This window comes from Neisseria sp. P0018.S001, from assembly GCF_051957355.1.
In the GTDB taxonomy this organism is placed as follows: domain Bacteria; phylum Pseudomonadota; class Gammaproteobacteria; order Burkholderiales; family Neisseriaceae; genus Neisseria; species Neisseria subflava_A.
Genome location: NZ_JBQCWN010000003.1, coordinates 34,496 through 48,189 on the forward strand (window position 1 = coordinate 34,496; position 13,694 = coordinate 48,189).

12 protein-coding genes and 1 riboswitch are annotated in these 13,694 nt (G+C 52.7%); of the genes, 1 reads left to right on the top strand and 11 read right to left on the bottom strand.

Annotated elements, in window-relative coordinates; all coding sequences use genetic code 11:
- Positions 1–55 precede the first annotated feature (55 nt).
- The 7 genes from ACTHTJ_RS02985 to gcvT form a co-directional block, all read right to left on the bottom strand.
- Complete coding sequence (locus ACTHTJ_RS02985) at positions 56–769, bottom strand: GntR family transcriptional regulator (protein WP_070584800.1); 714 nt, start codon at positions 767–769, stop codon at positions 56–58.
- A 259-nt stretch (positions 770–1,028) separates the two neighbouring features.
- Positions 1,029–1,448 carry an OsmC family protein gene (locus tag ACTHTJ_RS02990; RefSeq protein ID WP_003679886.1) on the bottom strand — a complete coding sequence of 140 codons (420 nt, stop codon included), beginning with the start codon at positions 1,446–1,448 and terminating at the stop codon, positions 1,029–1,031.
- 111 nt (positions 1,449–1,559) lie between these two features.
- On the bottom strand, positions 1,560–2,369 hold the full coding sequence (thiD, locus tag ACTHTJ_RS02995; RefSeq protein ID WP_070584798.1) for a bifunctional hydroxymethylpyrimidine kinase/phosphomethylpyrimidine kinase: 810 nt from the start codon (positions 2,367–2,369) through the stop codon (positions 1,560–1,562).
- 223 nt (positions 2,370–2,592) lie between these two features.
- Positions 2,593–5,445, bottom strand: coding sequence for an aminomethyl-transferring glycine dehydrogenase (gene gcvP / locus ACTHTJ_RS03000; RefSeq protein WP_440360767.1), 2,853 nt, complete (start codon positions 5,443–5,445; stop codon positions 2,593–2,595).
- Between the two features lie 55 nt (positions 5,446–5,500).
- Complete coding sequence (locus tag ACTHTJ_RS03005; protein WP_070646631.1) at positions 5,501–6,052, bottom strand: DNA-3-methyladenine glycosylase I; 552 nt, start codon at positions 6,050–6,052, stop codon at positions 5,501–5,503.
- Positions 6,053–6,159: 107 nt separating this feature from the next.
- Positions 6,160–6,558 carry a glycine cleavage system protein GcvH gene (gene gcvH, locus ACTHTJ_RS03010; RefSeq protein ID WP_036492952.1) on the bottom strand — a complete coding sequence of 133 codons (399 nt, stop codon included), beginning with the start codon at positions 6,556–6,558 and terminating at the stop codon, positions 6,160–6,162.
- A 147-nt stretch (positions 6,559–6,705) separates the two neighbouring features.
- Positions 6,706–7,806: a glycine cleavage system aminomethyltransferase GcvT gene (gene gcvT, locus ACTHTJ_RS03015; RefSeq protein WP_440360766.1), complete on the bottom strand. Its 1,101-nt coding sequence runs from the start codon at positions 7,804–7,806 to the stop codon at positions 6,706–6,708.
- 210 nt (positions 7,807–8,016) lie between these two features.
- A riboswitch (glycine riboswitch) is annotated at positions 8,017–8,114 on the bottom strand.
- 206 nt (positions 8,115–8,320) lie between these two features.
- Between gcvT and ubiB the strand changes: the two genes are divergently transcribed.
- On the top strand, positions 8,321–9,832 hold the full coding sequence (gene ubiB, locus ACTHTJ_RS03020) for a ubiquinone biosynthesis regulatory protein kinase UbiB (RefSeq protein WP_070584788.1): 1,512 nt from the start codon (positions 8,321–8,323) through the stop codon (positions 9,830–9,832).
- 76 nt (positions 9,833–9,908) lie between these two features.
- On the opposite strand, the gene ACTHTJ_RS03025 is transcribed toward ubiB, so the two are convergent.
- The 4 genes from ACTHTJ_RS03025 to ACTHTJ_RS03040 all read right to left on the bottom strand — a co-directional run bounded on the left by ACTHTJ_RS03025 (position 9,909) and on the right by ACTHTJ_RS03040 (position 13,662).
- On the bottom strand, positions 9,909–11,279 hold the full coding sequence (locus ACTHTJ_RS03025) for a chloride channel protein (protein ID WP_083297199.1): 1,371 nt from the start codon (positions 11,277–11,279) through the stop codon (positions 9,909–9,911).
- Positions 11,280–11,356: 77 nt separating this feature from the next.
- Positions 11,357–12,577, bottom strand: coding sequence for a bifunctional glutamate N-acetyltransferase/amino-acid acetyltransferase ArgJ (gene argJ, locus ACTHTJ_RS03030; protein WP_070460366.1), 1,221 nt, complete (start codon positions 12,575–12,577; stop codon positions 11,357–11,359).
- Between the two features lie 42 nt (positions 12,578–12,619).
- Positions 12,620–13,318 (bottom strand): LrgB family protein, encoded by a 699-nt coding sequence (locus ACTHTJ_RS03035; RefSeq protein WP_070584785.1) that lies wholly within the window; start codon positions 13,316–13,318, stop codon positions 12,620–12,622.
- Positions 13,318–13,662: a CidA/LrgA family protein gene (locus ACTHTJ_RS03040; RefSeq protein ID WP_070584782.1), complete on the bottom strand. Its 345-nt coding sequence runs from the start codon at positions 13,660–13,662 to the stop codon at positions 13,318–13,320. The genes ACTHTJ_RS03035 and ACTHTJ_RS03040 overlap by 1 nt, the downstream gene beginning before the upstream one ends.
- Positions 13,663–13,694: the final 32 nt, after the last annotated feature.

Genomic DNA, 13,694 nt, shown 5'->3' on the forward strand with positions numbered 1-13,694 from the left:
GGATAAACCAATGGCCGTCTGAATATTTCAGACGGCCTTGTTGTTGTCAACCCGATTACATCTCGAGTTTTTGTTCCAAGCGTTCCATACACACGCTCAAGTGGCGGCGTATGACTTTGGTCACACGGTTGCGCTTGCCGGCCACCAATAAATCGAGAATTTCACGGTGTTCATGGTGTGAATTGGAATCGATGTTGCGCTTTTCTTTGCGCAGCGGATCGGAAACAGCCACAATCAATGAAGAACGTGCACACAAGGTATTCATGATTTCAAACAGGACATCGTTGTCCAGCAGCCGCGCCAATTCGACATGGAAGGCATTGGACAGGCGGTTCCAACCCACGCGGTCGCCGCTTTCGGAGGCTGCGCCCTCTTGCTCAATCATGGCGTAAAGCGGTTGCAGACGCGTTTCCAAATCAGGCATATCGATGAGGACGCTCAAAATCATGCTTTCCATTTCGATACGCGTGTTGAACACGTCTTTCATTTCTTTCAAGTCCGGCACATGGACAAATGCACCGCGGTTGGGCTGCAAATCGACGATTTTATCGTGCGCCAAAAGTGACAATGCGCCACGCACGGTATTGCGCGAGCAAACCATTTGTCGGCAAAGCTCGGACTCGGTCAGTTTTTTTCCCGGCAGCAGCAGATGGTCGGTAATGCCGTCCAAAATCAATGCGTACACGCGGAAGAGTTCCGAATCGTGACGCTCTTCCAAAATAAGCGATGAAGTTGCAGGCGCAACGTTGGTATTATTTTCGTAATCCATAATGTTTCCCCAGTATCCGTATTAAGGCACAAGCGTTTACAAACCTGCAGCTTTCGGGGGTGTTTAAAATATAATTAAAAATTGTTGACAATGTTAAACGAAACTTGCACAATGAGGTCAACAAGCCAAGTTATAAAGGCTGATAGAGAGAGAGAAAAAGGAATAAAAAGCAAGCAGATATATTCATGTTAATGCGTGAATATATCTGCTTTTTTTGTGGGCAGCCGTTTCACGCTCCGACACCCCCCCTGAAACCGCCCTATTCTGTTTCGACGATCTCGAAGCTGTGGCTCATTTTTGCCGCTTTGCCCAGCATAATCGATGCGGAGCAATATTTTTCGGCAGACATCTGTACAGCGCGTTCAATCGCGCTTTCTTGCAAATCCCGACCATACACTTTGAAATGGATATGGATTTCGGTAAACACGCGCGGCGCGGTGTCGGCGCGTTTGGCAGTCACTTCGGCACGGCAGTCGGTGATTTTTTGGCGTTGTTTCTCGGCAATCATCACTACATCGATGCTAGAACAGCCTGCTACACCCAACAACAGCATTTCCATCGGGCTGGGGCCGCGTTTGACTTCGCCTTCAGCCGCCGCGCCTTCCATCACAACGCTGTGTCCGTTTGCCGTTGTTCCGACGAAGCACATTCCGTCTATCCATTTTGAAGTAACTTGCATGGTGTCTTTTTTATCCGTAAAAGCATTAATCCGATATTGTAAACAATTTCAAGTGATAAACCTAGTCAGGCCATCTGAAAAATACAATCAATTACAATTGGTCTGAACGCATTATTCGTCCCGATACGCCCAGTGGTTGACCGGTCCGTGCCCTGCCCCGATGCCCAAAGGATGGGAAATGGCGGCGGTAATATAGTTTTTTGCCGTTTGAACCGCCTCGGGCACGCTAAACCCTTTTGCCAACTCGGCAGTAATGCAGGCAGAAAACGTGCAGCCCGTGCCATGCGTATGCGGCGTCGGGAAACGTTTGCTGTTCAGCTCGATGGTTTCGTATGGCGTAAACAGCCAGTCGGTGCAATATTCGCTTTGACTGTCGGCAAGATGGCCGCCTTTAATCACCACATTTTTCACGCCCCAATCCTGAAGAATTTTGGCGGCGCGTTCCGCATCTTGGCGGTTTTCAATATTGATACCCGTCAAAGCCTGCGCTTCGGGCAGATTGGGGGTCAATACGTCCGTATGTGGCAGCAGCAGGCGCTTCATGGCTTCGACGGCTGAATTTTCCAACAACGGCGCACCGCCTTTGGCAATCATGACCGGATCCAACACGCGTTTGCCGAAGTCGCATTCGGCGGTTTGTTCCACCACGCATTCGATGATTTCCGCCGTACCCAGCATGCCGATTTTATAGGCGCGGATTTGGAAATCCTCCTGAATCGCGGCAATTTGCGCGGCAATCATGTCGGTCGGTATCGGATGCACTGCCGATACGCCCAAAGTATTTTGTGCGGTAACCGCTGTCAGTACGCTGGTACCGAACACGCCGCGCATCTGAAATGTCTTCAAATCCGCCTGTATGCCCGCGCCGCCGCCGGAATCGGAGCCGGCAATCGTCAGCGTTTGAATAAAAAGTTCATCCATCATATCCTCCTGTTTTCAGACGGCCTTTTGTTTATCGTTGTTGAAAGCCGTTTGGTTTTATCCGCAAACAAAGGCATTCGCCGTCTATTTTTCCGAATGCCTTATCTGTTGTTTTACCCAAAACAAACGTACGTTCTCGGGTGGAATATCTTAACAAACAAAAGGCCATCTGAAAACTATTTTCATTTTCAGACGGCCTGTTCAATTTTAAACCTATTCAGGCTTAATCTTCGTATGCGTCAATCGGCAAGCAGGAGCAAACCAGATTGCGGTCGCCATACACTTCATCTACCCGTTTGACGCTCGGCCAGAATTTGTGTTCGCGGACGAACGGCAATGGGAAGACAGCTTCTTCGCGGGAGTACGGATGCGCCCATTCGCCGGTTACATCTGCTGCGGTATGCGGAGCATTCACCAGCGGATTATCCTCTTTCGGCCATTCGCCGCGCTCGACTTTCAGCACTTCCTGTTTGATTTGTTTCAGGGCGGCGATGAAGCGGTCGAGTTCGGCTTTGCTCTCGCTCTCGGTCGGCTCGATCATCAGCGTGCCGGCAACAGGGAAAGAAACCGTTGGTGCGTGGAAGCCGTAATCCATCAGGCGTTTGGCGATGTCAGTTTCAGTGATGCCGCTTTCGGCTTTGAGCGGACGCAAATCAACGATACATTCGTGCGCGACACGGCCGTTTTTGCCTGTATACAGAATCGGATAGTCTTCGCTCAGACGTTTGGCGACGTAGTTGGCATTGAGCAATGCCCAGCGTGTCGCCTGCTCCATGCCTTGTTTGCCCATCATGGTCAGGTACATCCAAGTAATCGGCAGGATGGACGCAGAACCGAAGGCCGCAGCAGCAACGGCGGTTTGGTCGGCACTGGCGCTGTGGGTGTCGGTCAAAGCGTGTCCCGGTGCAAACGGGGCAAGGTGGGCTTTCAAACCGATAGGGCCGACGCCTGGACCGCCGCCGCCGTGGGGGATACAGAAGGTTTTGTGCAGGTTCATGTGCAACACGTCCGCGCCGACTTCGGCAGGCTGCATGATGCCGATTTGGGCGTTGAGGTTGGCGCCGTCCATGTAAACCTGTCCGCCGTTTTCATGGATGATGCGGCAGATGTCGCGGATGCCTTCTTCGTACACGCCGTGGGTGGACGGGTAGGTAATCATGATGGCGGACAAAGCGTCGCGGTATTGCTCGGCTTTGGCTTTCAAATCGTCGATGTTGACGTTGCCGTGTTCGTCGGTATCGACAACAACGACTTTCAAACCCAGCATAGCGGCAGTCGCAGGGTTGGTGCCGTGGGCGGATTTAGGAATCAGGCAGATGTTGCGGTGTCCCTCGCCGTTGGCTTCCTGATAGCGGCGGATGGAGAGCATGCCGCTGTATTCGCCCTGCGCGCCGGAGTTGGGCTGGAAGGAAATCGCGTCAAAGCCGGTGATGGCTTTCAGGCTGTTTTCCATGTCAGTCAAAAGTGCGCGGTAGCCTGCGGCTTGGTCTTTGGGGGCGTAGGGGTGGATGTCGGTGAACTCTGCCCAAGTAATCGGCAACATTTCCGCAGTCGCATTGAGCTTCATGGTGCAGCTGCCCAATGAAATCATGCTGCGGTTCATCGCCAAGTCGCGGTCTTCGAGTTTTTTCAGGTAGCGCAACATTTCGTGTTCGGTGTGGTAACTGTTGAACACAGGATGTTGCAGAATGTCATCCTGACGCAGCAATTCGGCATTCAGACGGCCTTTGACATCATCGGCAAATGTAGCCGTATCTTTGCCGGTAAACGCACGGTACAAATCGACCAAATCTTCGTATGCCGACGTTTCATGGAATGCAACTGCAATTTGAGTATCGTTGACGCGGCGCAGGTTGTAACCCGATTCTAAAGCAGCGGCAAACACTTGGTCTGCTTTCTCTTTGCTGCCGAAATCGACGGTAACGGTATCGAAGAAGACCTTGTGAACCACATTCAGGCCGTCTGAAACCAGCGCATCGGCAAAAGCAGAAGCCAGCGCATGAATGCGGTTGGCAATGCGTTTCACACCTTCAGGGCCGTGGTAAACGGCATACATACCGGCCAAGTTCGCCAGCAATGCTTGTGCGGTACAAATATTGGATGTCGCTTTTTCGCGGCGGATGTGTTGCTCGCGGGTGGACAAAGCCATGCGCAAGGCAGGTTTGCCCGATGCGTCTTTGGATACGCCGATGATGCGGCCCGGAGCGGAACGTTTGAACTCGTCTTTAAACGCGAAATAAGCAGCGTGCGGACCACCGAAGCCCATCGGCACGCCGAAGCGTTGGGTGTTACCCAAAGCAATATCCGCGCCCAATTCAGCCGGAGACTTCAGCAAAACCAAGCTCATGATATCGGCGGCAACGGCCACGATTGTGCCTTTGGCTTTCAGACGGCCGATAACGTCCTGCAAGTCTTGCACGTCACCGTCTTTGCCGACGTATTGGAACAGCGCGCCGAAGTATTCGCCCTCGTCGGCTTGGGCAAAATCGCCGACCACCAGTTCAAAACCGAAATATTTAGCGCGGGTTTTCATCACGTCCAAAGTTTGCGGATACACGCGCGCATCCACAAAGAAACGCTCGGATTTCACTTTGCCCACGCGGTGCGCCATCGCCATCGCTTCGGCGGCGGCAGTTGCCTCGTCCAGCAAAGACGCGCCTGCCACAGGGAAACCGGTCAAATCGATACACACTTGTTGGAAGTTCAACAAAGCTTCCAAACGACCCTGTGCAATTTCCGCCTGATACGGGGTGTAGGCGGTGTACCAACCCGGATTTTCCAATACGTTGCGCAAAATCACATTCGGCACGCGGGTCGGGTAATAGCCCAAACCGATATAGGATTTGTTGATCACGTTTTTCGACGCGATGCCTTTCAATTTCGCCAACGCGTCCGCCTCGGTCAACGCTTCGGGCAAATCGAGTTCGGACGGCATACGGATGCTTTGCGGCACGGTATTGCCGACAAAATCATCCATGCTCTTCTCGCCGAGCGCTTCCAAAAGCGCAGCCTCGTCGCCAAAGCTCAAATGGCGCGCGGCAAATTCGTTCGGGTTGAACAATTCAGATAGTTTCATTTCTACTCCTTTGGTGTTATCGATATCAACACTGTTTTTTCTTGCAGATGTTGTTTCAGACGGCCTCCGCCCACTTCGGACGACATGCCAATATTTCCCTATAAACCGGACAGGTTTCCACATGCGCGCCGGGCAGGTAGCCGGTACTCATCAGAAATTCGCCGACGATTTCGCCACCGACAAATTTAAAATGTTTTTTAAACAGCTTCACCCATTCAGCCTTGTCGAGCGGATGGTTCGCATCCAGCCAGTTTTTGAATGAGCCGTATTCTTGCTGTATTTGTTTGATTTGTCGCGCATTGTAGATGGCTGCGTTGATTTTCAGGCGGTTGCGGACGATGCCTGCATCGGCAAGCAGTCGCTCAATATCGGCTTCGTCAAATGCGGCGACCGTATCGATGTCAAAACCTTTAAATGCCGTCTGAAATGCCTGCTGCTTCTTCAGCATCAGCGTCCAGCTCAATCCTGCCTGATTGATTTCCAACACCAGTCGCTCAAACAATTCATTGTCGTCCTCAATCGGAAAACCGTATTGCGCGTCGTGATAATGTTTGTTGGGATTGTCCGTATCGTCAGGAAGCGTGTCGACAAATTCGCAGTAATTCATGTTTGCTGAGGAAAAATTGAAACAAAGGCCGTCTGAAAGCATTTTTCAGACGACCTAAGACCTGCAATATCAAACAGATGAAAAACCTGTTTGGATGTTTGCAAAAATCAAGCTACTTCGCCTGCGTATTGTTCGGCAGTCAGCAGACCGTCGTAATCGGCAGGGTTGGCAGGTTTGATTTTGAAGAACCAGCCTGCGCCGTAAGGGTCGCTGTTGGCAGTTTCCGGAGCGCTTGGCAAATCTTCGTTGACGGCAACGACTTCGCCTGCAATCGGCGCGTACACGTCAGATGCGGCTTTTACAGACTCAACCACACCGGCTTGCTCTTCGGCAGCCAGGTTTGCGCCGACTTCAGGCAGCTCGACAAACACGATATCGCCCAACAGCTCTTGCGCGTGATGGGTAATGCCGACGGTGATGGTACCGTCTTCTTCAAGGCGCAGCCATTCGTGGCTGGCAACGTATTTCAGTTCTGCTGGGATGTTGCTCATGGTTTGATACTCCATTGATAGGGGGTTATTTTCAGACGGCATCTGCATGAATCAATATCCACAGATGCCTTGTTCGATGCTTTCTACAAACGTCCGTATCGGACGACAATTAAAACCTGCTTTCAGACGGCCTTTAACAAATAAAGGCCGTCTGAACCGATATTAATCAAACTGTTTTTGACCATTACGCACAAACGGCAACTTCAGTACGCGTACGTCCACTTCTTTGCCACGCATCAGCACTTTGGCGGTATCGCCGTCAAAGTCTTTCGGTACGCGGGCGATGGCGATGGATTGTTTCAGGCTTGGTGAGAATACGCCGCTGGTGGTTTCGCCTTTGCCTTTGTCGGTCAACACTTCCATATGCGCGCGCAGGATGCCGCCTTTGTCAAGCAGCAAACCGACCTGTTTGACGGCAACGCCTTTTTCTTTCAATGCCAGCAATGCGGCTTTACCGACGAAGTCGCGGTTTTCATCTTTCAAGTCAACGGTCCAACCCATGCCTGCTTCGAGCGGGCTGGTATTGTCGTCCATATCGTTGCCGTAAAGGTTCATACCGGCTTCCATGCGCAGGGTGTCGCGTGCGCCGAGGCCGCAAGGCTGTACGCCTGCTGCTTGCAGGGCTTTGAAGAATGCGACGGCTTCAGTGCCCGGCAGAATCACTTCGACGCCGTCTTCGCCGGTATAGCCTGTACGGGCGACAAACCAGTCGTTGCCCAAGTCTGCACCTTGGAACGGTTTGAGGCCGCGAATCACGTCTGCCCATTCAGGTTTGACGGTCAGGAGTTTTTCGATGGCTTTCGGGCCTTGTACGGCGAGCATGCCGAGGTCGTAGCGCGGATTGAAGGCAACGCCGAACTCTTGTCCGACTTTGTGGAATTGCGCCGTGTCTTTTTCGCGGGTCGCGCCGTTGGACACGATGCGGTATTGGGTTTCGGCTTCATTGGTGCGGTAAACGATCAAGTCGTCAATCACGCCGCCGTTGTCGTTGAGCAAAGCGGAATAAAGGGCTTTGCCGACAAAAGCGAGTTTGGCGACATCGTTGGCAATTAATTTGCGGAAAAAGGCTTTGGCATTTGCGCCTGCTACGTCGGTAACGAGCATATGGGATACGTCAAACATACCGGCGTCGGTGCGCACGGCTTCGTGTTCGGCGATTTGTGAACCATAATGGATGGGCAGCTCCCAGCCGGCAAAATCTACCAGCTTCGCGCCTGCATCTTGATGGGCTTGATGAAATGGGGTGGTTTTCAGAGCAGTCATTCTCAAGTTTCTCCGGATTTTTTGTTCAGATGCCGCCCGCGCACCTGTGCGCGGATGACCCTATCTGTCCTTGAACCTGAGATTTTCGGCCGTATCCGCATGATGGCAAACCAGTCTGCTCACTGCTTTGCGCGGTTGTCTGAATGGTGGTTCAGACGGCCTTCTCCCCTTCGGTGGACGTTATTCTAACGCCGCTCTCCAGATTGTTTGTTTCAATGTGCAGTCCCTGATACCTGAGCGATTTAAGGGTGTCTGCGCCTTCGGTGGTTACATTGTAGTTGGGTGTAACACTCTCCTGCACATTTCCCGATTATGTCTTGAATCGGCAGTTTGGGCAAGTAGCCGACGAATATTTATGATGTGAATATTCGTCTTTTTATTGGGGTGGCAAAACCTGAGCCTTTATAAAATTGTTAGCTATGCGGCAAATGTTTTTGCAAAAGTCTCAGGCCGTCTGAAGCCCTTACCCGTTTTTCCTATATAATTCTGTTTTTTCGATTTATCTGCGTCCATCATGAACCGCCTCAAACGCATTAAAACCATCCTCTGCACGCTCTACCGCTACCGCCTTGCCGAGCTGATTGCCTCGCTGGTTCGTCCGGGTTGGGCGCGGACTTTCCTCAATATACTGCCGCAGTCGTCCAAGTTCAAACACGAGATGCCTGCCGTGCGCCTGCGTTTGGCGTTGGAAAGCCTAGGGCCGATTTTCATCAAATTCGGACAGGTATTGTCCACGCGCCCCGATTTGATTCCGCATGATTACGCGGTCGAACTGGCAAGGCTGCAGGACAAAGTGCCGCCGTTTGACGCGCAGCTTTCACGCTCGCAAATCGAAAAATCTTTAGGCCAATCCATCGACACTTTATACGCGGAATTTGAAACCGAGCCTGTCGCCAGCGCGTCCATCGCGCAAGTACACAAAGCTCGCCTGCATTCGGGCGAACAGGTCGCCGTGAAAGTCTTGCGCCCCAACCTTTTGCCCGTTATCGAACAGGATTTGTCGCTGATGCGCTTTGGTGCAGGCTGGGTAGAGCGTTTGTTTTCAGACGGCAAGCGTTTGAAGCCGCGCGAAGTGGTGGCCGAATTTGACAAATACCTGCACGACGAATTGGACTTGATGCGCGAAGCCGCCAATGCCAGCCAGCTCGGTCGCAATTTCCAAAACAGCGATATGCTGATTGTGCCGAAGGTGTTTTACGACTACTGCACCAGCGATGTGCTGACCATCGAATGGATGGACGGCACGCCGGTATCTGATATTGCCAAACTCAAAGCCGACGGCATTGATTTGCACAAACTTGCCGATTACGGCGTGGAAATCTTCTTCACGCAAGTTTTCCGCGACGGCTTTTTCCATGCGGATATGCACCCCGGCAATATTTTGGTCGCCGCCGACAACCGCTACATTGCCCTCGATTTCGGCATCGTCGGCACGCTGACCGACTACGACAAACGCTATCTAGCCATCAACTTCCTCGCATTCTTCAACCGCGATTACCACCGCGTCGCTACCGCCCACATCGAATCGGGTTGGGTGCCTGCCGATACGCGCGCGGAAGAATTGGAAGCCGCCGTCCGCGCCGTGTGCGAGCCTGTGTTCAACAAACCGATTTCGCAGATTTCCTTCGGCTTGGTGCTGATGCGCCTGTTTGAAGTCAGCCGCCGCTTCAATGTCGAAATCCAACCGCAGCTGGTATTGCTGCAAAAAACGCTGCTCAACATCGAAGGCTTGGGTCGCCAACTCGATCCCGATTTGGACTTGTGGAAAACCGCCAAACCGTTTTTAGTACGCTGGATGAACGAACAGGTCGGCCCCAAAGCCCTTTGGCGCAACCTCAAAAACGAAGCCCCCGACTGGGCGCAAATCATCCCTTCCCTGCCGCGCAAAATCAGTGCGTTGGTTGATGAAAACCGCCAACAGGAAATGCGTGATGCCTATGTACATCTGGTCAAAGTACAGCAACGCCAAAGCCTGTGGCTGGGTGTGATTGCGGTTGTTTTGCTGCTGATTTTGCTGTTTAAGTAAACCGTAATACAGCTTTAAACGACATAATAAAGGCCGTCTGAAATCTGATTTTCAGACGGCCTTTTATATACCAAACCTATTCTTTTTTCTCGTGCTGAACATGTCCGCTTTCGGCTTCGATATGCCGTCTGAAGCGCAAACCTGCGGCATGGTAAAACGGATGCGGCGAGAATTGGCGCGAGACTTGCGAAGCGAAGATGCAAGTCAGCAGCATCCAAAACAATAAATTCTGTCCGCCCGTCATTTCCATTACCACCACGGCGGCGGTCAACGGCGATTGGGTCGCAGCGGCAAGGAATGCGGCCATGCAAAGCAAAACCGCGACATTGGACGCGTCGCCCAGTTGCGCGAAAGAAGCCATGTGTTCGCCTATCATCGCGCCGATGGTTAATGACGGCGTGAAGATACCGCCGGGAATGCCTGCCCAGTAGCTGAACACGGTTGCCGCCCATTTCGCGGCGGCCAAGCCGAACGGCGCTTCATACGCGCCTTTGAGTGCGGCTGCGGCTTCGTGATAGCCCGTGCCATAGGTTTTGCCTTGATAAAACGTACCGAGCAGCGCCAGCAAGATACCCATTACAAAGGCGACCACCAACAAATGACGGCGGATGAAACTGCGCCAGCGTACCGGTGCGAATGCCGCCGCGCCGCGATACAAAAAGCTACCGAACAATCCGCCTGCCACGCCGCAGGCTATACCCGACACCGCGGCCCACATCAGCATGTTTGGCAGCTCATGCCCTTGAAACCCTGAGAAATACGGGTTATTGCCCTGTATCGCCACTTGAATGAAACCGGCCGCCAACACGCCCATCAGGATTTGGCGTTCCCAACGCAAAATCACGCCGCGCCCCAATTCTTCGATGGCAAAGACCACACCGGCCAAAGGTGCGTTAAACGCCGCCGCCAAACCGCCGGCCGCACCGGCGGCAATCAAATCGTTTTCCTGCATGCCCCTAAACGCCAGCCCGTGCTTTTTACACCATGCGCCCCAAGCGTCCATGACCGCCGAACCCACTTGTACAGACGGCCCTTCCCTGCCGACAGACGCGCCCAACAGCATGGCGCAAAACGTCAGCGGAATTTTGAAAAAGGTTTCGCCCAGACGAATCAAACGGGTTTTCTGCGCACCATAAGGCAAAGACAAAGAAGCGATGACCTGAGGGATACCACTGCCGGAAGTGTACGGCGCAAATTTACGCGTAAACCATGCTAAAAGCGGCAAACCCAGCGGCAAAGCCACCCACGCAAACCACGGATATTTTCCCACCAGCAATGCGTTCCATTCCAAAGCCAAATCTGCCAAGTACGCAAACATCAAAGCCGTCAGGGCAACCAGTGCCGAGCCTGCCAGCAAAAACAGAAGGGCAATGCTCTTTTTCGACAGGCGTTTGGTTTGGCGGATTTTGTGGGCGAGGCGCGCCGCCCAAGTCTGGGGAAATTTCATCATAAACACGCAGTCAATGTGTTCAGACGGCCTTGATACTTTGCTCAAAAGCCGTCTGAACACAAGGATAAAGGTTTTTAAGAACGGTAATCCGCGTTAATCGACACATACTCGTGCGACAAATCGCAGGTATAGACGGCTGCCGTCGTATCGCCGCGTTGCAAATCGATGCGGACGGTGATTTCTGGACGGTTCATCACCGCTTGTCCTGCTTCTTCGGTATAGCTTTCCGCGCGGCCGCCGTTTTCGGCCACCAACACGTCATCCAGCCACATTTTTAAAGCATCGACGTCCAAGTCTTCAATACCGGCATAGCCGACGGCTGCCAACAGACGGCCCAAGTTCGGGTCGGAGGCAAAGAAAGCAGTTTTCACCAAAGGCGAATGGGCGACGGCATAAGCCACTTTGCGCGCCTCTTCGCGGGTTTTCGCGTTTTGCACTTCAATCGTGATGAACTTGGTCGCACCCTCGCCATCACGGACAATCGCCTGTGCCAACTCCAAAGCCAGCGAACCAAGCAAGGCTTTGAGCTGCGCATAGCGCGGATCGGCGGTATTGTCGATTTCGCTCTGACCGCAACGGCCTGTCGCCATAATGACAAAGCTGTCGTTGGTACTGGTATCGCCGTCCACGGTAATCGTATTGAAACTTTCATCTGCGATTTCTTGGGTCATCAGCTGCAAAATCGGTTGGGACACTTTGGCATCAGTGGCGATAAACGACAACATGGTCGCCATATTCGGATGAATCATGCCCGAACCTTTGGCGATACCGGTAGCGCGGACTGTGTGTTTTTCGCCGACCAAGCCTGTGCGTGAAGCGGCTTTCGGTACAGTATCCGTCGTCATGATGGCACGAGCCGCATCCGACCAGAATGCAGGGCGCACTTGCGGCAAAGCGGCCACGATTTTATCCACAGGCAGCGGCTCCAAAATCACGCCGGTTGAAAACGGCATAATCTGATTGGATTGGCAGCCGACCTGTTCCGCCGCCGCCGCGCACACTTTAATCGCGTCCAGACGGCCTTGTGCGCCGGTACCCGCATTGGCATTGCCCGTATTGATAACTAAGGCACACACGCCGTCTTGGTCAAACAGATGCGACTTGGCGATATGCACCGGCGCGGCGCAGAAACGGTTTTGCGTAAACACCGCGCCCACCGTATGTCCGCCGCCCAACACCATCAGCGTCAAATCGTCGCGGTCTTGTTGCTTGATGCCGGCACGACCTGTAAACAGACGGATGCCGTCGATTTCCAACAATTCGTCTGCACGTTTTTCAGTCAAATTTACAGCCATATCATTTTCTCCTGTTTACACTATTTTCAGACGGCCTAAACGCTATACGCCCAATAAGGGAATCAAGATAGGCACCAATACCGCCGTCAATACACCGTTGAGCGTCAAGCCCAAGCCGGCATATGCGGCCATACGGCGGCCGTATTCCAAAGACGCCGCAATACCCATCGCATGTGAGGCCGTACCCAAAGACATTCCCACTGAAGAAGGCATATACAACGTCCCTTTCAACACTTTATATCCGGCCATCTGTCCAAAAAGTCCGGCAATAATCACCGTTGCCGCCGTAATCGCCGGAATACCGCCGATAGACGCTGTGATTTCAATCGCAATCGGGTTGGTCACGGATTTGGAAGCCAGCGACAGAATCACTTCGCGCGAAGCGCCCAGCCATTTGGCAAAATACACGCCCGTAACAATACCTGTCACGCTGCCCGCCAACTGCGACAACACCACCGGCAACCACTGGCTGCGGATACGGTCCCAATTTCGATAAAGCGGCACGGCCAGCAACACGACTGCCGGTTTCAACCAAAAATCAATAAAGTGCGAAGCAGAATGGTACAGCTCGTAATCGATGGCAAATACTTTCAAATACCCCATCAACACCAGCGTACTGATCAATACCGGATTACACAGCACATTCCCCGTGCGCGCCCGAATCCGCACCGCCAAAGCATACACGGCCAAAGTCAGGAACAACATGACCGAGGGCATACGCAACAGCCCGTCTATGTTCATCACATCCACCTCCTGACCCACTCATGCACTTTGCCGGTCACCAACAATACGCAGATCGTACTGCCGATTGTGGCCGTCAAAATCGAAAGCCAGTCGTTTGCAATCACATCCAAATAGCTGATGACGGCCACGCAAGGCGGCACCAAAAACAAAGTCAGGTTTGCCATCAAAATATCTGCCAGTTCTCCCACCCAAGACAATTTGACCCAGCCGGCCTGAAGCGCGGCAAACAGCAAAGCCATGCCGACAATACTGCCCGGCAGCTTCAACCCCAAAATCCAAACGGTTGCCTCGCCCAAAGCCAGGCAACCCAATACCACCAATAAGGCACGAATAATATTCATTAAGCCGGTTTCTCCTTATCCTTTTTCAGACG

Excerpts from the sequence above, each read along its gene's own strand:
- ACTHTJ_RS02985 (WP_070584800.1), bottom strand. The coding sequence starts at position 769 with ATGGATTACGAAAATAATACCAACGTTGCGCCTGCAACTTCATCGCTT.
- ACTHTJ_RS02990 (WP_003679886.1), bottom strand. The coding sequence starts at position 1,448 with ATGCAAGTTACTTCAAAATGGATAGACGGAATGTGCTTCGTCGGAACA.
- thiD (WP_070584798.1), bottom strand. The coding sequence starts at position 2,369 with ATGGATGAACTTTTTATTCAAACGCTGACGATTGCCGGCTCCGATTCC.
- gcvP (WP_440360767.1), bottom strand. The coding sequence starts at position 5,445 with ATGAAACTATCTGAATTGTTCAACCCGAACGAATTTGCCGCGCGCCAT.
- ACTHTJ_RS03005 (WP_070646631.1), bottom strand. The coding sequence starts at position 6,052 with ATGAATTACTGCGAATTTGTCGACACGCTTCCTGACGATACGGACAAT.
- gcvH (WP_036492952.1), bottom strand. The coding sequence starts at position 6,558 with ATGGAGTATCAAACCATGAGCAACATCCCAGCAGAACTGAAATACGTT.
- gcvT (WP_440360766.1), bottom strand. The coding sequence starts at position 7,806 with ATGACTGCTCTGAAAACCACCCCATTTCATCAAGCCCATCAAGATGCA.
- ubiB (WP_070584788.1), top strand. The coding sequence starts at position 8,321 with ATGAACCGCCTCAAACGCATTAAAACCATCCTCTGCACGCTCTACCGC.
- ACTHTJ_RS03025 (WP_083297199.1), bottom strand. The coding sequence starts at position 11,279 with ATGAAATTTCCCCAGACTTGGGCGGCGCGCCTCGCCCACAAAATCCGC.
- argJ (WP_070460366.1), bottom strand. The coding sequence starts at position 12,577 with ATGGCTGTAAATTTGACTGAAAAACGTGCAGACGAATTGTTGGAAATC.
- ACTHTJ_RS03035 (WP_070584785.1), bottom strand. The coding sequence starts at position 13,318 with ATGAACATAGACGGGCTGTTGCGTATGCCCTCGGTCATGTTGTTCCTG.
- ACTHTJ_RS03040 (WP_070584782.1), bottom strand. The coding sequence starts at position 13,662 with ATGAATATTATTCGTGCCTTATTGGTGGTATTGGGTTGCCTGGCTTTG.